Below are 21,155 nucleotides of genomic sequence, written 5' to 3' on the forward strand. Positions count from 1 at the left end.
CCCCTCTGCCCTGCCGGGCATCTCCCCCACAAGGGGGGAGATTGGCAAGTGGCGATGCCGCTTTCCACCAATGGTTCGCCTGTTGGCTCTGGATATCGTGTGCTCGCAGTTATAGGGGCAGGCGATTGCTCCAGCCGATCTCCCCCCTTGTGGGGGAGATGCCCGGCAGGGCAGAGGGGGTGTCGCTGAGCAGTCCGGATATGTCGCTGCTCAGGCCTGCCGCCTTCAGACGAGCGGCAGCGGACCGTCGTTCTTGATCTCTTCCATGACCGCGTAGGTGCGGGTTTCCTTGACGCCTGGCAGCGTCCAGAGCACCTGCCCGAGGAAGTTGCGGTAGGCGGTCATGTCCTCGAAGCGGGTCTTGACCAGATAGTCGAAGCCGCCGGCGACCATGTGGCACTCCAGCACGGCGGGTGCCTGCTTGATGGCGATCGCAAACTGGTCGAAGACTTCCGGCGTCGTCTTGTCCAGCATGACCTCGATGAAGACGAGCAGGCCGAAGCCGAGCTTGTGCGGGTCGAGCCGTGCGCCGAAACCCGAGACGTAGCCTTCCTTCAGCAGGCGCCGCAACCTTTCGCTGGTTGCTGTCGGCGACAGGCCGATGCGGTCTGCGAGTTCGAGATTGGTGATCCGCCCATCCGCCTGCAGAATGTTCAGGATTCTGCGATCCGTCTTGTCGATCTGATGCATTGCCGCCGCCTCCCCGCTTTTGTCTCTCAGGCGGCCAGTCGCGTTTCAGCGAGCTTCACCCAATAGGAAATCCCATGGGGGATTGCCTCGTCGTTGAAGTCGTAGGCCGGATGGTGAAGGCCGGCCGTGTCGCCGTTGCCCATGAAGATGAAGGCGCCGGGGCGGGCGAGCAGCATGTAGGAGAAATCCTCGCCGCCCATCATCGGGTCGAGTGAAGCATTGACCTGGGCGGCGCCGGCAACCGTCGCGGCTGCCGCAAGCGCGTGGCCGGTCTCATCGGCGTGGTTGACGGTCACCGGATAGTTGCGGCCATACCAGACGTTGACCGTCGCACCATAGGCGCCGGCGATGCTTTCGGCGATCTGGCGGATGCGGGCCTCGCCGGTGTCGCGCACCTCCGGCATCAGGGTGCGGACGGTTCCGGCGAGCACCGCCTGTTCGGGAATGACGTTGTGGGCGAAGCCGGCGTTGAACTTCGTGACCGAGACGACGACGGATCCGAGAGGATCGACCGTGCGCGAGGCGATCGTCTGGAGTGCGTTGACGATCTGCGCGCCGATCACGATCGGGTCGATCGTCTTGTGCGGCTGCGCGGCATGTCCGCCACGGCCGTTGATGGTGATGGTGAACTCGTCGGTGGACGCCATGATCGGGCCGACGCGGCTGCCGAAATGGCCGACCGGCATGCCCGGCATGTTGTGCATGCCGTAGACCTCCTCGATCGCGAAACGCTCCATCATGCCGTCCTTGACCATCTCGTTGCCGCCGCCGCCGCCTTCTTCCGCCGGCTGGAAGATGACCGCCACGGAGCCCGCGAAATTGCGCGTCTCGGCGAGATATTTCGCCGCGCCGAGCAGCATCGCTGTATGGCCGTCATGACCACAGGCGTGCATCTTGCCGGCGGTCGTCGACGCCCAGGGCTTGCCGCTCGTCTCGGTAATCGGCAGGGCGTCCATGTCGGCTCTCAGCCCGATCGTGCGGCCGGCGCCAAGATTGCCGCGGATGATGCCGACGACACCGGTTCGGCCGAGGCCGGTCACGATTTCGTCAACGCCGAATTCCTTCAGTTTCCTTTCCACAAAGGCTGCCGTATTTTCCACCGCGAACAGAAGTTCGGGGTTCCTGTGCAGGTGGCGCCGCCATTCGGTGACTTCGTTCTGGAGTTCGGCGGCGCGGTTGAGAATCGGCATAGGGTCGTCCTGTCGGTTCGGGCACTAAGGCGCAGTGGATTGGCGCGGCAGCCATGGATTGGGCTTTGCCATCTCCTCGCCATATAGGCTAAATACCGGGACGAGGCGAGGCAACTGCGGAATTTCGAGGTCGGATTGTGGTGACAGGTGGATTCTTGGGACATGGCCGGGCGAGGGCGATGGGCGTTCTCGCGGGGGCCTGTACGGCATTTCTGGCGGCGGTGCTTCCCGCATCTGCCAATCCGCGGCTGGTCGTCGACATCAATTCACTTAAGGTCTACGAGCATCAGGACATCTTCAAGAGATGGTACCCGGCGTCGCTGACCAAGCTGATGACGGCCTACACGACGTTTCGGGCGATCAAGACGGGACAGTTGACGCTGGAAAGCCCGGTCGTGATGACGAAGAACGCTGCATCCGAGCCGCCGAGCAAGATGTTCTACAAGCCCGGCCAGGCGATGACGCTCGACAGCGCGCTGAAGATGATGCTGGTGAAATCGGCAAATGACATCGCCGTTGCCATCGCGGAAACGGTCGGCGGATCGGAAGCAGCTTTCATCGAGCGGATGAATGCCGAGGCACGCCGTATCGGCATGACCTCGTCGCATTTCATCAATGCCAACGGACTGCCCGGTGAGGGGCAGTACACGACGGCGCGCGACCTCGCCGTACTCGCCATCACATTGAAGCGCGAGTTCCCCGAATATGCTTCCTATTTCGCGCTGGAGGGTTTCACCACCGGCAAGAAGGATTATACCAACTACAACATGCTCATCGGCCGCTTCGATGGCGCGGACGGCATGAAGACCGGCTTTATCTGCGCCTCTGGCTTCAACCAGGTCTCGTCAGCGACGCGCGGTGGACGCAGCGTCCTTTCGGTGGTCCTCGGGGAAGACAGTCTCGGTGCCCGGGCCGACGAGTCCGCACGTCTGTTGCAGATGGCGCTGACGACCAGCGATGCCGGCAAGCAATCGCTGACGCAGATCGCCCCCTATGGCGAGGATCGCGATTTGGTTGCCGACATCAGCAAGGAGATCTGCTCCAAGGCCGCGGCGAAGGTGCGCAGCGAGGGCCGCGACGAAGCCGGCCGCCAGAAGCTGCTTTCTCCCTATATCCACGAACTCAATCGCCCGCTGAAGCTTGCTTTTGCCGGGCTTATCCCCGGCAGCGACAAGACTGCCAAGGCCGGCAGCGATGTCGCGGGGCAGGGTGATGTCGCCGCGATCGCCAACGTGCCGATCCCGGTTCCTCGCCCGACTTTCTAATTCGGATGCGCGGCCTGCGGCTGCATCCCGCGTCTCAAATTTGATTTCGGGACGAATCGACCCGAAGTCAGCGTGATCTAAGACGGAGTCCGCCATGAACGGTCCATTGCCGGTGGTGCCGGTATCAATCCTCACCGGCTTTCTCGGTGCGGGCAAGACGACGCTTCTCAATCGCTTGCTCAAGGATCCCGACCTCGCCGACACCGCGGTCATCATCAACGAGTTCGGCGATGTCTCGATCGACCACCTGCTGGTCGAGGCGTCGAGCGATGGCGTGATCGAGCTTTCCGACGGGTGCCTCTGCTGCACGGTGCGCGGCGAGCTTGTCGATACGCTCGCTGACCTCATGGACCGGATGCAGACCGGCCGCATCAAGCCGCTGAGGCGCGTCGTCATCGAAACGACCGGGCTTGCCGATCCGGCGCCGGTGCTGCAATCCGTGCTCGGCAATCCGGTCATCGCGCAGAACTTCCGGCTGGACGGTGTCGTCACGGTCGTGGACGCGGTCAACGGGCTGCAGACGATTGCGAACCATGTGGAAGCCTTGAAGCAGGTCGCGGTCGCCGACCGTCTCGTCATCAGCAAGACCAAGCTCGCCAATGAGGCGGAGCGCGATGCCCTCTTCGAGCGGCTCAAGGACCTTAATCCACGTGCGCCGTTGATCGACGGCGACACGGACGAGGCCGGCCGTGCGGATCTGTTCGCCTGCGGTCTCTATGACGCGTCGACCAAGGTCGCCGATGTCGGCCGTTGGCTTCAGGACGAGGCGCACGCCGATCATGATCACCATGATCACGACCATGGGCATGACCATGACCATCATCATGGGCATCACGATCACCACCATCACGACGTTACGCGCCACGGCTCGGACATCCGGTCCTTCAGCATCGTGCACGACCGTCCGATCGAGCCTATGGCGCTGGAGATGTTCATCGATCTGCTGCGCTCGGCCCATGGCGACAAGCTGCTGCGGATGAAGGCGGTCGTTTCCGTGGCGGACAACCCTGAACGGCCGCTCGTTCTGCACGGCGTGCAGACGGTTTTTCACGCGCCGGAGCGGCTGGCCGCCTGGCCCGATCCTGCCGACCAGCGCACGCGCATGGTACTGATCACCAAAGGCCTCGAAGAAGCCTTCGTGCGCGACCTCTTCGATGCCTTCACCGGCAAGCCGCGGATCGATCGACCCGACGCACAGGCGCTCTCCGACAACCCGCTCGCGGTTCCCGGAGTGAAATTCTAGGCCCGGACCGAAACTCTTGGATGGCTCCGGGTTGATTCACAGCCAGCGGCGGACGCGGCTCCTGTAGCCGCGATAGGCGTCACCGAACTTGCGTTCGAGATAGGCTTCCTCTCGGGCCACCACCAGGTAGCGGATGACGAAGTAAAACGGCACCAGCAGAATGAGGAGCCACAGGCTGTCGAAGCCTACGGCGAGGCCGATCAGGCCGAGAAACATACCGATGTAGATCGGGTTCCGGCTGAAGCGGTACGGGCCCTCTTCGACGATCGTCGTCGTCGGCTGTGTGGTCGGAACATGCGTTCCCGCCCGGCGGAATGTCGTCGCCGCCCAGATCAACAGTGCCAGGCCCGTCAGGAACACGATTGCGCCCAACCAACCGGCCGGCACTGCCGCCGGCAGGAATGGCAGCGGGTGGACCACGTCAATCACGCGCCCCGCCACGACCATCAAGGCCCAGACGATCGGCGGCCGCACCGCCGCGCCGGAACTGTCGTTAAGATTGCCGCCCGCATCGTTCATTGTTGAGCCCGCATTGTTCTCGCGGATCATAGCAAGAATTCCGGCCGCCTTGGAGCGCTGCGGTGTGGGACGCCGAGAGGGCTGAGACCCAGCGAATTGCCCCTCTCCTCGGGTTTAACCCGAGGACAACGGCGCCGCGCGTCCAATCGGGCGCGCAAAGGTCGCTGTAGCACTTTGATTTGCTGCATGTTTTTATCCTTAAATCGATTCCGATTTAAGGGATCATGCAGTAGCCCTCTCCCCGCAAGCGGGGCGAGAGACTTCAGAGGTCGCCGCTTGTCGTCAAGCCTTCTTGCGGATGAGGAAACGATGGCCGCCCTTGGTTGGTGCCGCTTCCTCGAGCCGGTGTCCATCCTCGTTGCAGAAATGCGGAATGTCGATCACCGCGAGTGGATCGGTCGTCTCGATTTCGAGCAGGGTGCCCGGAGCGAGCGTCTGCATGCGCTTGCGCGTCTTCAAAACGGGAAGGGGGCATTTCAGCCCCCTCAGATCATAGACGGTCCTGGGTTCGTCCGGCATCAATTGCCCCAGATCTTCCAGAACGGGCGCTTCTTCGGTTGCTCGGCGGCGGGTTTTTCGGCGGCTGCCTGCGAGTTATCCGCCGGAGCCGCGGCCACCTGTGCGTTGTTTCCGGCCGGCGCGGGTGCCTGCTTCTGGTCGCCTGCCGGCTGCTGGTTTGCCGCGGGCTGCGGTGCAGCCGACTGAGCGGTGGCCGGCTGCTCGGGTGCCTGGACCGCCGGCGCGGGGGCCGCCACCTCCGGCTCGCTTGCAGAGAACAGGTTCCAGAAGGATTTCCTGGCGGGCGCCGGGTGGATGGCGGCCTGCAGAACAGGGCGCTCGATCGGGCTTGCCTGTGGTACCGGAACACTTGCCCCGCCGCGGGTCGCTTTCTCCAGCGCCTCCTTCTGGATCAGCGCCGCCTGCTTGGCTTCCTCGGCCGCCTTCTGGTCGGCGAGCTTCTTTTCGAGGTCGCTCACCTTCATCAGCTTGCCGGCGTCAAGCGAAGTGCCGGTTGGGGCATAGGCGAGCTCGCGGCCTTTGCGCTGGTCGGCGACGATCGCCTTGCGCTCCGCTTCGGTCGGCTCATACCAGACCATGCCTTCGTACTTCTTCAGTGCCTTGTCGTAGTCGCGCTGGTAATCCTTCTCGAAGCTGGCCATCGCCACCTGCAAGGCCGGCGGCGTCGACATGGCGGGGCATTGGCCCATCGGATTGAACGCGCCGTCGCTCTGCTGGTTGAAGACGTACTTCCTCTCGCAGACATTCACTTCCGGCGGGCGTTTGGTCACCTCGAACTGGTCGTAGCCCGTCTTCAGCATCTTCCAGAACTCGATGTTCGGGTTGTCGCGATGGCGGGCCATGTTCTCCGCGGTCATGCGGAAGGGAAAGGCTTGGAGCTGGACGCTTTGCTGGCCGCCCTTGAAGGCGTCACGCGCAAGCGCGAAGATCTCGATGATCTGCTCGTCGGTCATCGAGTAGCAGCCCGACGAAGAGCAGGCGCCATGGATCATCAGATGCGTGCCGGAACGGCCGTTCGCCTTATCGTAGGTGTTCGGGAACCCGGTGTTGATCGCGAGATAGTAATTGGAATTGGGGTTCATCTGGTGCGGGAACAGCGGATAGAACCCTTCCGGCGCCTGCCGGTCGCCTTCCTTCACCTTAGGGCCGAGTTTTCCGGACCACGCGCAGATCTTGTAACTCTTCAGGAGCTGGAAGCGGTTCGCGGTGTTGGCCTTCCAGACTTCGAGCGTGCCTTCTTCCTTGAAGATCCTGAGAGCGATCGGGGACGTCTTCTGCATCCCGAGTTCGCTCATCTTGGCGGTTATCTTGCCGGAGAGTTCATAGTTGGTCTTGCTCTTGACCGAGGAGAGATTGACCGAATCCAGCGTCTCGTTGGTGCAGCCGGCGAGCGCGGCTGCGATAGCGGCGGTGGCGACAAGGTTCCTGAAACGCATCGGCAGAGGCCCGTTAAAAAACACAATCCGTCATTGAGCGCCGCACCCGTCGAGGGGCGGCCTCAACGAATCAGTAAGCGATTATTCTTCACGAAATCTTAACCCTGCAGGATCCCCCTGCGCACGCCGTCTTTCATGACCGCACGAATATGGCCAAGATTTGGCCACAGTTTGATTTCCGGTTGCCGTGCCGGCGTTTTTAATCGCAATGGTTCAGAGATTTCGGCCGATGTTGAGGTATTTCTGCCGACGGTCTGTTCGCAATTCGTCACCGTTGCGGCCGGACAGGTCCCTGAGCGCGTCGGCGATGACGGTCCCGGTGCGGCCGATGACCGACGCCGGATCACGATGGGCGCCGCCGACCGGTTCGGGAATGATACCGTCGATGATGCCGAGCGACTTCAGGTCCTCGGCAGTGATCTTCATGTTGCTGGCGGCTTCCTTGGCGCGCGTTGAATCGCGCCACAGGATCGAAGCCGCGCCTTCCGGCGAGATGACGCTGTAGATCGCGTGTTCCAGCATATAGACGCGGTTGCCTGTTGCGATCGCGATCGCGCCGCCGGAGCCGCCTTCACCGATAACTACGGTCACGATCGGCACCTTGACGTTGAGGCACATCTCGGTCGAGCGGGCGATCGCCTCGGCCTGGCCGCGCTCCTCGGCGCCGACGCCCGGATAGGCGCCCGCCGTGTCGACCAGCGTGATCAGCGGCAGACTGAAGCGGTCGGCCATCTCCATGACGCGGATCGCCTTGCGGTAGCCTTCCGGCCGCGGGCTGCCGAAATTATGCTTGATGCGCGACTTGGTGTCGTTGCCCTTTTCCTGACCGAGGACGGCGACCGGCATGCCGCGAAAGCGGGCGAGACCCGCCTGGATCGCATCGTCGTTGCCAAAGTTGCGGTCGCCGGCGAGCGGCGTGAATTCGGTGAAGAGTTCGGCGGCGTAGTCGAGAAAATGCGGGCGCGACGGGTGGCGGGCGACCTGTGTCTTCTGCCACGGCGTCAGCTTGGAATAGATCTCTGCCATCGCGTCGCGTACACGCACCTCAAGCCGCGCGATCTCGTCGGATGTGTTCACACTCTCATCTTCGCTGGCGAGCTTCTTCAGTTCGAGAATCTTGCCTTCGAGATCAGAGATGGGTTTTTCGAAGTCGAGATAGTTGTGCATGAGATGCGTTTCCGATCAATTTGCGACAGGGCTGTCCGGTCGAAGCCAGCCTGCCCGGCGGTCCTAATCCTGTTTTTTCGCCTGTTTGGCAAGGGGGTGATGGTTTTGCACGAGGTCATGCAGCCGTTCTTCAAGCACATGGGTATAGATTTGTGTCGTTGAAATGTCCGAATGGCCGAGGAGTTCCTGCACGGCACGCAGGTCGGCGCCGTTGGCGAGCAGGTGGCTGGCGAAGGCATGGCGCAGCACGTGCGGCGAGATGGTCGCGACCCTTATGCCGCCACGCGCCGCGAGGCCTTTGAGGTCGCGTGCGAATACCTGGCGCGGCAGATAGCCGGCCTTTCCGTGGGATGGAAAGAGCCATGGGCTCTCCTCGGGCCGGTCTGCCTCCGCATTCGCCGATCGGAGCGCGTCGCCATAGGCGCGCATGGCACTGATGGCGGCCTGCGACAGCGGCACCAGCCTTTCCTTGTTGCCCTTGCCGCGAATGACGAGGAAGCGGCCGTTTTGCGAGAGCACGCTTGCTGGCAGAGAGACGAGTTCGCTGACACGCATCCCCGTCGCGTAGAGAAGCTCGATCAGCGCGTGCATGCGCAGTTTTGCCAGCGTGTCTTCACCGCCGGCGGCGGCTTCCGCTTCCGCCTGGCCGATCAGCCTGGTCACGTCATCGATGCTGAGCGTCTTCGGCAGCGCGCGCCCCTTCTTCGGCGCGTCGAGAATTCCGGTCGGATCGTCGCCCCTGAGGCCCTCGGCGTAAAGAAACTTGTAGAATTGCCGCAATGCGGACAGGCGGCGCGCCTGCGACGAGGACTTGAATCCCTCGCCGGCGAGATGTGAAAGGTAGCTTCTCAAGTCGTCGGCCGAGGCATCGGCCAGCCGTATGCCACGGGTCCGCAGGAAGGAGAGCGCGTCTTCCAGATCGCGCTCATAGGATTGCAGCGTATTGGTCGCAGCGCCGCGCTCGGCGCTCATCATCTCCAGGAAGGACTCGACATAGGCGGCGGATCGGTCGGTCATTGCGGTTTGTTGACCCGTTCCGATGGAATGCGCACCGTGACGTCCCGTTCGACCGGCTCGACGAAGGTCACCAGCGCCACCATCGTGCCATAGACGATGGCGGCAAAGACGGCCAAGAAGAACAGGAAGCGGAAAAGGGTCGGCATTTCGGTCTCCTCTGCATGATTCCTACTCGGCGCCGGTTAAGATCATGCAGTCGTTCTTCAAAGTCCCGCAGCGACCTTCCATGCGTCTGCAGCGGATGCGTGGACTATATGAACGGACCCGCCGCCGAGTTCAAGAAGCGTCGCGCAGCACGCGCGACGACTTGACGCTCCCCGTCGATTTGTCGATATCGAAGGGGAATGGGGAAAATGAAGTGCAATGAACGACGTGACCGAACCGGTTTCCGCGACGCTCGCCGAACGGGCGAAGCTCGCCCTCGGTAAGCGCAATCTCGTTTTCATCGGATTGATGGGAGCGGGAAAATCGGCAATCGGCCGACTGACCGCGCAGGCGCTCGGCATTCCTTTTATCGATTCCGATCATGAGATCGAACGGGTTTCCCGCATGACGATCAGCGAGCTTTTCGCGGCCTATGGCGAGGAAGAATTTCGCGCGCTCGAGGCCCGCGTGCTGAAACGGCTCTTGAGATCCGGCCCCCGGGTGGTCTCCACTGGCGGCGGCGCCTACATCAACGAACGCTCGCGCCGGCAGATCAAGAAGGGCGGCATGACGATCTGGCTCAATGCGGAGCTCGACGTGTTGTGGGAGCGGGTGAACAAGCGCGACACCCGGCCGCTTCTGAAAACCGAGAACCCGAAACAGACGCTCGAAAACCTGATGCGAGCACGTTACCCGATCTATGCGGAGGCGGATCTGACCGTCCAATCGCGCGACGTGAAGAAGGAGATGATCGTCGAGGAGGTTCTCATCGCCATCGCCGATCGCCAGAAAGCTCAAAGCCATGACTAGCCATGTGATACCCGCCGCTGAACGCAAGGTCCGTGTCGACCTCGGAGATCGCTCCTATGACATTCTTATCGGCCCCGGCCTCATCGCCGCGGCGGGCAAGGAAATCGTTTCGCGGCTCAAGGGCCGGAAGATGGCGGTCATTACCGACGAGAACGTCGCGCCTCGCTACCTTCAGCCGCTGATGGCGAGCCTCAACGAAAATGGCATCAACGCGGTGTCGCTCGTGCTGCCCGCCGGCGAAAAGACCAAGAGCTTCGACCATCTCATTCCCGTCTGCGAGACCGTGCTCGGCGCCAGAATCGAGCGGAACGACGCCGTGATCGCGCTTGGCGGTGGCGTGATCGGCGACCTTACCGGCTTTGCGGCCGGCATCGTACGCCGCGGCTCGCGCTTTATCCAGATTCCGACGTCGCTGCTGGCGCAGGTTGATTCTTCCGTCGGCGGCAAGACCGGGATCAATTCGCCGCACGGCAAGAACCTGATCGGTGTGTTTCATCAGCCGGATCTCGTGCTGGCCGACACGGACGTGCTCGATACGCTGAGCCCGCGCGAATTCCGGGCGGGTTATGCCGAAGTCGCCAAATACGGCCTGATCGACAAGCCGGAATTCTTCGAATGGCTCGAACGGAACTGGCAGGCCGTCTTCGCCGGGGGCCCGGCGCGCATCGAGGCCATTGCCGTCAGCTGCCAGGCGAAGGCCGACGTGGTGGCTGCGGACGAACGCGAGAACGGCTTGCGCGCGCTTCTCAATCTCGGACATACCTTCGGTCATGCCCTGGAGGCGGCGACGGAATATGACAGCGCGCGTCTGGTGCACGGCGAGGGCGTTGCGATCGGCATGGTGCTGGCACACGAGTTTTCTGCCCGCATGAACCTTGCGAGCCCGGACGATGCGCGGCGCGTGGAAGCTCATCTCAAGGCGGTCGGCCTGCCGACGCGGATGGCCGACATACCCGGCAGCCTGCCGCCGGCCGAGCGGCTGATGGACGCGATCGGCCAGGACAAGAAGGTGAAGGGCGGCAAACTCACCTTCATCCTGACCAGGGGCATCGGCCAGTCCTTTGTCGCCGATGATGTTCCGGCTTCCGAGGTGCTGAGCTTCCTCAAGGAAAAACATCCCCGATGACCAGCGACACGCTATGGGCATTCGTGGCGGAGCATTGGCCGTCTCTTGTTTCGGTCATCTGCCTGCTGTTGCTCTCGGCGTTCTTTTCCGGATCGGAGGCTGCTTTGACCGCGGCATCCCGGGCGCGGATGCACATGCTCGAAAGCAACGGCGATCGGCGGGCGGGTATCGTCAATCGGCTGATCGAGCGGCGTGACCGCCTCGTTGGAACGCTTCTCCTCGGCAACAACCTCGTCACCATTCTCGCGACATCGCTGGCCACGAGCCTGCTGATCGGCCTCGTTGGCAGTTCCGCAGTGGCGGTCGCCACGCTTAGCATGACCGTGCTGCTCGTCGTCTTTGCCGAAGTGTTGCCGAAGAGCTGGGCCATTGCCTCCCCGGACCGGTTCGCGCTCGCCGTGGCACCTCTGGTAAGGCCCTTCATGGCGGTTGCCGGTCCGGTGTCTTCTCTCATCAATACCTTCGTCCGGCGCCTTTTGACGCTCTTCGGCGTGAACGTTTCCTCCGACAAGCCGATGCTGACGGCGCAGGAGGAACTGCGCGGCGCCGTCGACCTGCTCCACCGGGAAGGATCCGTAATCAAGGCGGACCTCGATCGTCTGGGCGGCGTGCTGGATCTCGGCGAACTCGAGGTCTCCGATATCATGATCCACCGCACCGCCATGCAGGCGGTCAATGCGGAAGACCAATCGGAGGTCTGCGTACGCGTAATCCTCGAAAGTCCGTTCACGCGCCTGCCGCTCTGGCGCGGCTCGACCGACAACATCATCGGGTCATCCATTCCAAGGATCTCCTACGCGCGCTTGCGGAGCCCGACGTCGAGCCCGCGAGCCTCGACATCGTCAAGATTGCGCAGAAGCCCTGGTTCGTCCCGGATACGACCAACCTCAGGGATCAGCTCAATGCCTTTCTGCGACGCAAGCTGCACCTCGCCATCGTCGTCGACGAATACGGCCAGGTCCAGGGCCTCGTGACACTCGAGGATATTCTTGAGGAGATCGTCGGCGATATCGCCGATGAACACGACATCGACATCCAGGGCGTGCGGCAGGAGGCTGACGGGTCGATCGTCGTCGATGGTTCCGTGCCGATCCGCGACCTCAACCGGGCGCTAGATTGGTCGCTGCCGGACGAGGAGGCAACCACCGTCGCCGGCCTCGTCATCCACGAATCGAAGAGCATTCCGGAAGAACGGCAGGCCTTCACCTTCTACGGCAAGCGCTTCATCGTCATGAAGCGCGTCAAGAACCGGATCACCAGACTGCGCATCCGGCCCGCCGAGGATGAAACGTCGATCGGTTAGTTCGAAGGGTTGAAGCCGGAGATAACCGGACGAGGCTCACCAGCTTGTTGGCTCTCCCGGCGCGGCCGGCTCGACGGCGAGCGCATGCAGACCCGCATCGAGCTCAGGCTTTAAGAGGTCGTTGATCGCGCGGTGGCGCGCCACCCGGCTCATGCCGGAAAATGCGCTGGCGACGATCCTGACCCGGAAATGCGTCTCGCCTTCGCCGTCGAAACCGGGCTGATGACCGGCATGCAGATGGCTTTCGTTGATCACCGCGAGGCGCTCTGGCTGGAAGGCATCGAGGAGTTTCTGTTCGATCCGGCTTTGCAGCGACATTGTTCCGTCCTATTTCCCTGCTTGCTGCCAGTGCCGCCCATATTAGCGCTACAGCGCCGCGCGTCTTGCGAGACGCGCCATGGACGCTGTAGCACTTTTGAGGTGCTGCTTGTTTTCATCCTTAAATCGGCTCCGATTTAAGGAAACATGCAGTAGCGGCGCAAAATGCTCGCACAAAGCCAGCAACATTCGCCTTTGTCAATTCTTGTTGTGGGGGCCTGCAAACCCCATAATGTCGGCTATGAAACTCGATTCAAAATACTTCGATCGCATCCGTACGCGCCGCAGAGTGGAGCCGCGCGCAGAACCGTCTGCGCCCGTATGCCAGTGGGACGGCTGCGACAAGAAGGCGATGCATCGGGCGCCCGTCGGCCGCAACGCCGAAGGCGAATATTTCATGTTCTGCTTCGAGCATGTGAAGGAATACAACAAGGGCTACAACTATTTCTCCGGGCTTTCCGATAGCGAGATCGCGCGCTACCAGAAGGAAGCCGTGACCGGTCATCGTCCGACCTGGACCGTCGGCGTCAACAGGAACGCCCGCAATGGGCCGAGCCAGTCGCAGATGCGCTCCGGCACGGCGGGCGCGCAGGCCCGCATGCGCGATCCGTTCGGCTTCTTCAACGAGGCGCGCGCCCGGTCGGCCCGGCACGAACCGCGCCTGCGCAAGCTGAAAACGCTCGAAGCCAAGGCTTTCGAAACGCTTGGCCTTGCCGCCTCGGCAACGGCTGCCGATATCAAGGCGGCCTACAAGGATCTGGTGAAGAAGCATCACCCCGATGCAAATGGCGGAGACAGAGGATCTGAAGACCGTTTTCGCGCGGTTATTCAAGCCTATCAATTGTTAAAACAGGCTGGTTTCTGCTAACAACGCGGATTATGACAGAAAGCACTTTATGCAGGCGAATGCGCGGGTGCCGACCGGCGGCCGCTCTGGAGACATGATGAGCAAGATTGACCTCGACATTTCCAACCTCCCCGACACGACGATCTCGGTCCGGGAGGTCTTCGGCATTGATACGGATTTGCGCGTTCCTGCCTATTCGAAGGGCGACGCCTATGTGCCCGACCTCGACCCCGACTATCTCTTCGATCGCGAAACGACGCTCGCCATTCTTGCAGGGTTCGCCCACAACCGACGCGTCATGGTCGCCGGCTATCACGGGACCGGCAAGTCCACCCATATCGAGCAGGTCGCAGCGCGGCTCAACTGGCCCTGCGTGCGCGTCAACCTCGACAGCCATGTCAGCCGTATCGACCTCGTCGGCAAGGATGCGATCGTCGTCAAGGACGGGCTGCAGGTCACCGAGTTCAAGGACGGCATCCTGCCCTGGGCCTACCAGCACAATGTCGCGCTCGTCTTCGACGAATACGATGCCGGCCGTCCGGACGTCATGTTCGTTATCCAGCGCGTGCTCGAATCGTCGGGCCGCCTGACCCTGCTCGACCAGAGCCGCGTCATTCGTCCGCACCCGGCCTTCCGCCTGTTTGCGACCGCAAACACGGTCGGCCTTGGCGACACGACCGGCCTCTATCACGGCACGCAGCAGATCAACCAGGCGCAGATGGACCGCTGGTCGATCGTCACCACGCTCAACTATCTGCCGCATGACAAGGAGGTCGACATCGTCGCCGCCAAGGTCAAGGGCTTCACTGCCGACAAGGGCCGCGAGACGGTATCGAAGATGGTTCGCGTCGCGGACCTGACGCGTGCGGCTTTCATCAATGGCGACCTTTCGACGGTCATGAGCCCGCGTACGGTCATCACCTGGGCGGAGAACGCCTATATCTTCGGCGATATCGCCTTTGCCTTCCGCGTGACGTTCCTCAACAAGTGCGACGAGCTGGAGCGGGCGTTAGTCGCCGAGCACTACCAGCGGGCCTTCGGCGTCGAGCTCAAGGAGAGCGCCGCCAACATCGTGCTGGAAGCCACCGCCTAAGGCTTCTGCCGGCTTCGGTGAGAAGCCGGCTTCGCAGGCCTCCAACGCCCGGATGTCACCGTACTGGCTGAAAAGGATTTGTCGTGAGCTCGAACTCCAAGGCGAAACCGACCACGAGGGAAAACGCCGCTGAGCCGTTCAAGCGGGCGCTTTCCGGTTGCATCCGGTCGATTGCCGGCGATGCCGAGATCGAAGTCGCCTTTGCAAACGAGCGCCCCGGAATGGCGGGCGAACGCATCCGGCTTCCGGAACTCTCCAAGCGCCCGAGCCGGCAGGAACTTGCCGTGGCGCGAGGCCTGGGCGACTCCATGGCGCTGCGGAAGGCGTGCCACGACGCGCGCATCCACACAACGATGTCGCCGCAGGGAGCGGATGCGCGGGCGATCTTCGATGCGGTCGAGCAGGCCCGCGTCGAGGCGATCGGTGCGCTCCGGATGGCCGGTGTCGCCGACAACCTCTCCTCGATGCTCGACGAGAAATATGCCAAGGCGAACTTCGCGGCGATCGAGAGCCAGTCGGATGCTCCGCTTGAAGAAGCGGTGGCGCTCCTCGTGCGTGAAAAGCTGACCGGGGTGAAGCCACCGGCATCGGCCGGCAAGGTGCTCGACCTCTGGCGCGATTTCATCGAGACAAAGGCGGCCGGAGACATGCGCAACCTGCCCGCCGCGATCAACGACCAGCAGGCCTTCGCCCGCGTCGTGCGCGACATGCTGTCTTCGATGGATGTTGCCGAGAAATACGCCGAGGACGATATCGAACCGGACGAGCAGGAAAGCGAGACCGACGAGGACCAACCGCGCAGCCAGGAGCAGGACGAGAACGCCAGCGACGAGGAAGAAGGCTCCGACGCCGCACCCGCCGATGAGAACCAGCCTGCCGAGGAGCAGATGGAAGAAGGCGAGATGGACGGCGCCGAGATCTCCGACGACGACCTTCAGGACGAGGGCGAAGAGGAGAGCGAGACGCCCGGCGAGGTCAAGCGGCCGAACCATCCGTTCGCGGATTTCAACGAGAAGGTCGACTACACCGTCTACACGCGGGAATTCGACGAGACGATCACCGCCGAGGAGCTTTGCGACGAGGCGGAGCTCGATCGCCTCCGTGCGTTCCTCGACAAGCAGCTTGCCCACTTGCAAGGAGCGGTCGGCCGCCTCGCCAACCGCCTGCAGCGCCGCCTGATGGCGCAGCAGAATCGCTCCTGGGAGTTCGACCTCGAGGAGGGCTATCTCGACACGGCCCGTCTCCAACGCATCATCATCGACCCGATGCAGCCGCTTTCCTTCAAACGCGAGAAGGATACGACCTTCCGTGACACGGTTGTGACGCTGCTGATCGACAATTCCGGCTCGATGCGCGGCCGGCCGATCACGGTCGCGGCGACCTGCGCCGACATTCTCGCCCGCACGCTGGAGCGCTGCGGCGTCAAGGTGGAGATCCTCGGCTTTACCACCAAGGCGTGGAAGGGCGGACAGTCGCGCGAAAAGTGGCTGGCGGGTGGCAAGCCGCAGGCGCCCGGCCGTCTCAATGATCTGAGGCACATCGTCTATAAGTCCGCCGATGCACCCTGGCGTCGGGCGCGCCGCAATCTCGGGCTGATGATGCGCGAAGGCTTGCTGAAGGAGAACATCGACGGCGAGGCGCTGATGTGGGCGCACGACCGGCTGCTGGCGCGGTCGGAGCAACGGCGCATCCTGATGATGATCTCCGACGGTGCGCCGGTCGATGATTCCACGCTGTCGGTGAACCCTGGGAACTATCTCGAACGCCACCTGCGCGCCGTTATCGAGCAGATCGAGACCCGCTCGCCGGTCGAGCTTCTGGCGATCGGTATCGGCCACGACGTGACGCGCTATTACCGCCGGGCGGTGACCATTGTCGATGCGGACGAACTGGCGGGTGCGATGACGGAGCAGCTTGCAGCGCTTTTCGAGGACGAAAGTCTGCATCGTCGCCCAGTGCGCATGCGCCGCGCGGGCTAGGGGTGCAGCCGATCCACGGCACGAAATTGATTGAGTGGTTTCTGCCTGCGAAGGCTTCTAAGTCCGGTTTGAGAGCGGGAATGCCGCTGCGACTTGTCACGCACTCGCATTGCCTTCCGAAGGTTCCTCCTAGATGCTCCGTCGAAGTCTCGTTCTTCTCTCCCTTCTGGCATCGCCTGCAATCGCGCAGCCGGAGCCGACGACCGAAATCGTGCCGGTTCAGGCGCGGCAGATAAGGCAATTCAAAGCCGGCTCCAACGAGACGGTGTTCGGCCACCTCGAATTCATCGGTGGCATCGAAATAAGCTCGCGCAACCCGCTGCTCGGCGCGATTTCAGCGATCCGGTTCCGGCCGGGCAGCGATTCCTTCGTCGCCGTGATGGATACCGGCCACTGGGTCGAAGGAGCCGTCGTCCGCGACAATAGGGGCAGGCTTCTGGGGCTGACCGACCTCACCGTGACCTCGATGATCGATGGGGACGGTGGCGCCGAGCTCGAAAAATGGAGAGTAGACTCGGAAGGGTTGGCGTTGCGCGAAGGTGAGGCGATCGTCAGTTATGAGCAGCAGGCCCGTGTCGAGGTCTATCCCGACCCGGGTTTCGCGCGATCAAGACCCGTGGGACAGATGGCCCTGCCGTTTCCCATCGAGGAACTGCGCATCAATGGCGGCCTCGAAACGATGGCGATCGCGCCAAAGAACAGTCCGCTTCGGGGTGCTGCGGTCGTGGTGGCGGAACGCAGCGTCGACAAGGCGGATAACCTTCTGGCGGGCATACTCGAAGGGCCGATGAAGGGTGCCTTCACGGTCGTCCGCGAGGATCCTTATGCAGTTACCGACGGCGACTTCCTGCCAAATGGCGATCTGCTTCTCCTCGAACGCCGGTTCAATCTGGCCTCCGGCCTCGGCATGCGCATTCGCAGGATTGCTGCCGCCGACATCCGCCCGGGCGCCGTCGTCGACGGCGAGGTGTTGCTCAAGGCCGACATGAGCTATCAGATCGACAATATGGAGGGGCTGGATGTCGTCGTTCGGCCCGACGGCGAGATTCGCGTGATCATCGTTTCCGATGACAACCACTCGATTCTCGAGCGCAACCTGATGCTCGAATTCCGGTTGGTTTTGGGTTGAGCCAACTCAGCACCTCATTAGGAGCGAGGGACGTCGCAAACGAAAACGGGGCCGCATCGACCCCGTCAACGTGATTTTTCATTCTCCGCTGGTCTCATGCGGTGGCGTTGGCGGGCGGCATCGGCTTGATGACGCTCATCAGCGCTCCATAGGGCAAGAGCAGCACGATGCCGCACAGGATCTTCACCAGAAGATCGCCGAGCGCCCAGGAAATCCAGCGCGGCGCTCCTGCTGCGAGCACGCCGAGGAGGGGAGCGGTCTCGAGGGCAAAGTTGTCGTTCGGTCCGAAGAATACGAAGAGCGGAGCGAAGGCGAAAGAGAAGAACATCGCGGTGTCCAATGCCGATCCGATGAGAGAGCCGGCGAGCGGTGCCTGCCACCAGGTCTGCCGGCGCAGGCGGTTGAACACGGAAATGTCGAGGAGCTGACCGAACAGGAACGCGGAACCGGAGGCGATCGCGATGCGCGGCGTCGCGAGGTAGATCGAGACAGTGACGCCGACGATAAAGCCGGCAACGACCACGCGGCGCGCGATCCGTGGGCCGAAATGGCGGTTGGTGAGATCCGTGACGAGGAAGGCGAAGGGATAGCTGAAAGCACCCCAGGTCCACAGGTCGCCGAGGTTCATGCCGGCAATGGAGCCCGGAAGCGGGTATTGGACAAGGAAATTCGACGCCACGACCACGAGGGTCATGAGTACGACATAGACAAAGAACGTGCGTTTGATCAGCATTTTTTTATCCTGGGTGATGCCACCAGTTGGAGAACGTGACCGGGTGCTTGACCGGCGGCTAAATAGATCACGACACGAGAAAAAGGCTTGCCGGACGAAGTCCGCAAGCCTTCAAGTCTTGTCGGAAGAGCTGGCGCCGATCAGGCTGCTTCAGCGGTCTTCTTGACGATCTGGCGGCGCAACAGGCGAGCGCGCATGCTCAGCTCGTTCTCGTCAGCCTTCAGCAGGAAAGCGTCGAGGCCACCGCGGTGTTCGACCGAGCGGAGAGCGGCTGCGGAAACGCGCAGGCGGAAGCGCTGGCCGAGAGCATCGGAAATCAGCGTGACGTTGCACAGGTTCGGGAGGAACTTGCGCTTGGTCTTGTTGTTGGCGTGGCTGACATTGTGGCCCGACTGGACGCCCTTGCCGGTCAATTCGCAACTACGGGACATGGTACACCTATTCTCTTTATCGCCGCCGGACAATGCGGTAGCGGGCCCAGAGCCCAGGCCGCGTTCCTGTTGGCCATTATTGGAAAGTCGCGGTTCTATAGTCACAGAAGGCCTGCCAGTCAAGCCAAACACTGCGCATTCTAGAAAAACCGCAACGCGATCGCTGCCGCCGCTACAATAATCTCTCCCGATACCCATTCCAAGCCGTTGCTCACTGCGCTATTTCTCCTGAACGCCGTGCAACGAAAAGGTGCCGCCTGTTCTCCTTGCGGCTGGCCGGATTTTGAGCAATTGGCGCAAAAAAAGCCGCAAACCCCTTGCATCCCAGAGGATTGCAAGGGGCAAGGAAACGACAGGTCTTCGGGCATGAACAGGCGCAATGGCTTCCGGGCATCAGCATTGCTGGCTGCCACGATGTTTTCCACAACATCGGTAGCTGCAGATATCGCACATCAAACGGATTACAGCATTTCGCTTGCCGGCTTACCCCTGGCGCGCGCCACTTTCCATACAGAACTCGTAAAGAATCGCTACACGATTTCCGGCACGCTGAATTCCGCCGGACTCGTCGACATCATCAGCCGCACGTCCGGCCAGACGCGCGTTTCCGGTGTGATCGCGAATGATCATCTGCGCGCCTCGCAATATTCCATGTCCTATCGCAGCGGCAGGAAATCGCGCGCAATCAGCGTGACCTTCCGGAACGGCAATGTCGTACGCGCGAGCATGACCCCGAAACGCAACCCGCTTCCGAAGAACTGGGTGCCGGTGACGAGCCGCGACATGCGCAACGTACTGGACCCGCTTTCCGGGCTGATCATTCCGGGGAAAAACAGGGTTTGCCCCAACACGCTGCCGATCTTCGATGGCGAATCGCGGCTCGACATCAAGCTCTCGCCCAAGGGGACCCGAAGCTTCAAGACCAGAGGATTCGAGGGCGAAGTCATCGTCTGTGGTGTCCGCTTCGTTCCAAGAGCGGGATACAGGAAGGGGCGCGAGGACGTCGAATATCTGCGCCGGCTGGAGACGATGGAGGTCTGGTTCGCAAGGGCCGAGGCCGTCGATGTCTATGCCCCGGTTTATGTCCGCATCCCGACGAAGCTTGGTCCGGTAACCGTTTCCGCGACGCGATTCGGCGGGTGATCAATCCCGAAAATTCTCTTCCGTCCGTCGCAAACGGACGCTAACTATGCAATGCATGATTGATTTGACGCGGCTTTCACGCACGTGAGCCGGGCGTGGGGGCAGGAATGAAATTCAAGGCAACCTTGATCGGTTTTGCCGCGATCCTGATGTGGTCGCTGCTGGCGCTCTTTACCGCCGCTTCGGGCAAAATGCCGCCGTTCCAGCTATCAGCAATCTGTTTCCTCATCGGTAGCCTGCCGGGCATCGTGGTGCTTGCGCTGAAGCCGGAGCGATTGAAGCTGCTGAAGCAGCCGGCCAAGGTCTGGATCACCGGCATTGCCGGGCTTTTCGGCTATCACTTTCTCTATTTCACCGCGCTTCGCAACGCGCCGGCCGTCGAGGCGGGCCTGATTGCCTACCTCTGGCCGCTGCTGATCGTGGTCGGCTCGACGCTGCTGCCGGGCGAGAAGCTTCGCTGGAACCACATCGCCGGCGCACTGGCGGGACTTGTCGGCACGATCCTGATCGTCGCCGGCAATGGCGTCGCCTTCGATGAGGCCTATACGCTCGGTTACGGCGCGGCATTCCTCTGCGCGTTAACGTGGTCGGGCTATTCCCTGCTGACGCGCCGCTTCGAAGCGGTCTCGACCGATGTCGTCACCGGTTTCTGCCTTGCGACGTCCATCCTTTCCTTCCTCTGCCATCTCGGTCTCGAAACGACAGTATGGCCGGAGACGGCTTTCGAGTGGCTGGCGGTTGCCGGACTTGGCCTCTTGCCGGTCGGCGCGGCTTTCTATGCCTGGGACTTCGGTGTGAAGAACGGAGACATCCAGCTTCTCGGCGTTGCCAGCTATGCCGCACCGGTTCTCTCGACGCTCGTCCTGATCCTGTTCGGCTTTGCGGACCCCTCCTGGCGTATTGCCGCCGCCTGCCTGCTCGTGACCGGCGGCGCCGTGCTGGCTGCGAGAGACATGATCTTTCGCAAGAGGATCGCTGTACCGCAGCCGGCGGAATAGGTGCAAGGAAGCCCCTTCCTAACCCTCGAGGAGAGGGGGCTTCTGGACGGGGCGC

At 62.2% G+C, this 21,155-nt stretch carries 22 protein-coding genes and 1 pseudogene; 11 read left to right on the top strand and 12 right to left on the bottom strand.

Features of this window, described 5'->3' with window-relative positions:
* Positions 1-225 precede the first annotated feature (225 nt).
* Positions 226-690 carry a winged helix-turn-helix transcriptional regulator gene (locus tag GHK62_RS24045; RefSeq protein ID WP_136508815.1) on the bottom strand — a complete coding sequence of 155 codons (465 nt, stop codon included), beginning with the start codon at positions 688-690 and terminating at the stop codon, positions 226-228.
* 26 nt (positions 691-716) lie between these two features.
* Positions 717-1,880, bottom strand: a complete 1,164-nt coding sequence (locus GHK62_RS24050; protein ID WP_153441567.1) for a M20 aminoacylase family protein — start codon at positions 1,878-1,880, stop codon at positions 717-719.
* A gap of 179 nt (positions 1,881-2,059) precedes the next feature.
* Here GHK62_RS24050 and GHK62_RS24055 point away from each other — a divergent pair, with 179 nt between their 5' ends.
* Positions 2,060-3,145 carry a D-alanyl-D-alanine carboxypeptidase family protein gene (locus tag GHK62_RS24055; protein ID WP_153441568.1) on the top strand — a complete coding sequence of 362 codons (1,086 nt, stop codon included), beginning with the start codon at positions 2,060-2,062 and terminating at the stop codon, positions 3,143-3,145.
* Positions 3,146-3,239: 94 nt separating this feature from the next.
* Positions 3,240-4,388, top strand: coding sequence for a CobW family GTP-binding protein (locus tag GHK62_RS24060; protein ID WP_153441569.1), 1,149 nt, complete (start codon positions 3,240-3,242; stop codon positions 4,386-4,388).
* A 36-nt stretch (positions 4,389-4,424) separates the two neighbouring features.
* Here the strand turns inward: GHK62_RS24060 and GHK62_RS24065 are convergent, their stop codons facing one another.
* From GHK62_RS24065 to GHK62_RS24095, 6 genes are all read right to left on the bottom strand, one after another.
* Positions 4,425-4,937 (bottom strand): methyltransferase family protein, encoded by a 513-nt coding sequence (locus GHK62_RS24065; RefSeq protein WP_234887028.1) that lies wholly within the window; start codon positions 4,935-4,937, stop codon positions 4,425-4,427.
* A 252-nt stretch (positions 4,938-5,189) separates the two neighbouring features.
* Entirely contained in the window at positions 5,190-5,426 is a 237-nt protein-coding gene (locus GHK62_RS24075; RefSeq protein WP_153441571.1) for a sulfurtransferase TusA family protein, read from the bottom strand.
* Complete coding sequence (locus GHK62_RS24080; RefSeq protein WP_153441572.1) at positions 5,426-6,862, bottom strand: L,D-transpeptidase family protein; 1,437 nt, start codon at positions 6,860-6,862, stop codon at positions 5,426-5,428. The genes GHK62_RS24075 and GHK62_RS24080 overlap by 1 nt, the downstream gene beginning before the upstream one ends.
* Before the next feature lie 213 nt (positions 6,863-7,075).
* Positions 7,076-8,029, bottom strand: coding sequence for an acetyl-CoA carboxylase carboxyltransferase subunit alpha (locus GHK62_RS24085; protein WP_153441573.1), 954 nt, complete (start codon positions 8,027-8,029; stop codon positions 7,076-7,078).
* Between the two features lie 63 nt (positions 8,030-8,092).
* Complete coding sequence (gene xerD / locus GHK62_RS24090; RefSeq protein ID WP_153441574.1) at positions 8,093-9,046, bottom strand: site-specific tyrosine recombinase XerD; 954 nt, start codon at positions 9,044-9,046, stop codon at positions 8,093-8,095.
* Positions 9,043-9,192: a hypothetical protein gene (locus tag GHK62_RS24095; RefSeq protein ID WP_153441575.1), complete on the bottom strand. Its 150-nt coding sequence runs from the start codon at positions 9,190-9,192 to the stop codon at positions 9,043-9,045. Before GHK62_RS24095 ends, xerD begins: the two co-directional genes overlap by 4 nt.
* 217 nt (positions 9,193-9,409) lie before the next feature.
* Here GHK62_RS24095 and GHK62_RS24100 point away from each other — a divergent pair, with 217 nt between their 5' ends.
* The 3 genes and pseudogenes from GHK62_RS24100 to GHK62_RS24110 all read left to right on the top strand — a co-directional run bounded on the left by GHK62_RS24100 (position 9,410) and on the right by GHK62_RS24110 (position 12,429).
* Positions 9,410-10,000 (top strand): shikimate kinase, encoded by a 591-nt coding sequence (locus GHK62_RS24100; RefSeq protein ID WP_153441576.1) that lies wholly within the window; start codon positions 9,410-9,412, stop codon positions 9,998-10,000.
* Positions 9,993-11,126: a 3-dehydroquinate synthase gene (aroB, locus tag GHK62_RS24105; RefSeq protein ID WP_153441577.1), complete on the top strand. Its 1,134-nt coding sequence runs from the start codon at positions 9,993-9,995 to the stop codon at positions 11,124-11,126. Before GHK62_RS24100 ends, aroB begins: the two co-directional genes overlap by 8 nt.
* Positions 11,123-12,429, top strand: a pseudogene (locus GHK62_RS24110) (HlyC/CorC family transporter). The gene aroB and the pseudogene GHK62_RS24110 overlap by 4 nt, the downstream one beginning before the upstream one ends.
* 36 nt (positions 12,430-12,465) lie before the next feature.
* Here the strand turns inward: GHK62_RS24110 and GHK62_RS24115 are convergent.
* Positions 12,466-12,747: a BolA family protein gene (locus tag GHK62_RS24115; RefSeq protein WP_153441578.1), complete on the bottom strand. Its 282-nt coding sequence runs from the start codon at positions 12,745-12,747 to the stop codon at positions 12,466-12,468.
* A 232-nt stretch (positions 12,748-12,979) separates the two neighbouring features.
* Here GHK62_RS24115 and GHK62_RS24120 point away from each other — a divergent pair, with 232 nt between their 5' ends.
* The 4 genes from GHK62_RS24120 (at position 12,980) to GHK62_RS24135 (ending at position 17,795) form a co-directional block, all read left to right on the top strand.
* Positions 12,980-13,615, top strand: a complete 636-nt coding sequence (locus tag GHK62_RS24120) for a J domain-containing protein (protein ID WP_153441579.1) — start codon at positions 12,980-12,982, stop codon at positions 13,613-13,615.
* Positions 13,616-13,691: 76 nt separating this feature from the next.
* On the top strand, positions 13,692-14,687 hold the full coding sequence (gene cobS / locus GHK62_RS24125) for a cobaltochelatase subunit CobS (protein WP_136508830.1): 996 nt from the start codon (positions 13,692-13,694) through the stop codon (positions 14,685-14,687).
* 83 nt (positions 14,688-14,770) lie between these two features.
* Positions 14,771-16,666, top strand: coding sequence for a cobaltochelatase subunit CobT (gene cobT, locus GHK62_RS24130; protein WP_184108571.1), 1,896 nt, complete (start codon positions 14,771-14,773; stop codon positions 16,664-16,666).
* A 133-nt stretch (positions 16,667-16,799) separates the two neighbouring features.
* Positions 16,800-17,795, top strand: coding sequence for an esterase-like activity of phytase family protein (locus tag GHK62_RS24135; RefSeq protein ID WP_153441580.1), 996 nt, complete (start codon positions 16,800-16,802; stop codon positions 17,793-17,795).
* A gap of 94 nt (positions 17,796-17,889) precedes the next feature.
* Here GHK62_RS24135 and GHK62_RS24140 read toward each other — a convergent pair whose 3' ends face one another.
* The 3 genes from GHK62_RS24140 to GHK62_RS33700 all read right to left on the bottom strand — a co-directional run bounded on the left by GHK62_RS24140 (position 17,890) and on the right by GHK62_RS33700 (position 19,372).
* Entirely contained in the window at positions 17,890-18,528 is a 639-nt protein-coding gene (locus tag GHK62_RS24140; RefSeq protein ID WP_153441581.1) for a VUT family protein, read from the bottom strand.
* A gap of 140 nt (positions 18,529-18,668) precedes the next feature.
* Positions 18,669-18,959, bottom strand: coding sequence for a 50S ribosomal protein L28 (rpmB, locus tag GHK62_RS24145; protein ID WP_136508834.1), 291 nt, complete (start codon positions 18,957-18,959; stop codon positions 18,669-18,671).
* Between the two features lie 140 nt (positions 18,960-19,099).
* On the bottom strand, positions 19,100-19,372 hold the full coding sequence (locus GHK62_RS33700; protein ID WP_167528348.1) for a hypothetical protein: 273 nt from the start codon (positions 19,370-19,372) through the stop codon (positions 19,100-19,102).
* Here GHK62_RS33700 and GHK62_RS24150 point away from each other — a divergent pair.
* Entirely contained in the window at positions 19,326-20,102 is a 777-nt protein-coding gene (locus GHK62_RS24150) for a DUF3108 domain-containing protein (RefSeq protein WP_153441582.1), read from the top strand. The two genes, GHK62_RS33700 and GHK62_RS24150, sit on opposite strands and share 47 nt — an antisense overlap.
* Positions 20,103-20,209: 107 nt before the next feature.
* Positions 20,210-21,100 (top strand): aromatic amino acid exporter YddG, encoded by an 891-nt coding sequence (gene yddG / locus GHK62_RS24155; protein WP_153441583.1) that lies wholly within the window; start codon positions 20,210-20,212, stop codon positions 21,098-21,100.
* Positions 21,101-21,155 lie beyond the last annotated feature (55 nt).

The organism is Sinorhizobium terangae, from assembly GCF_009601505.1.
Classification (GTDB): Bacteria; Pseudomonadota; Alphaproteobacteria; order Rhizobiales; family Rhizobiaceae; genus Sinorhizobium; species Sinorhizobium terangae.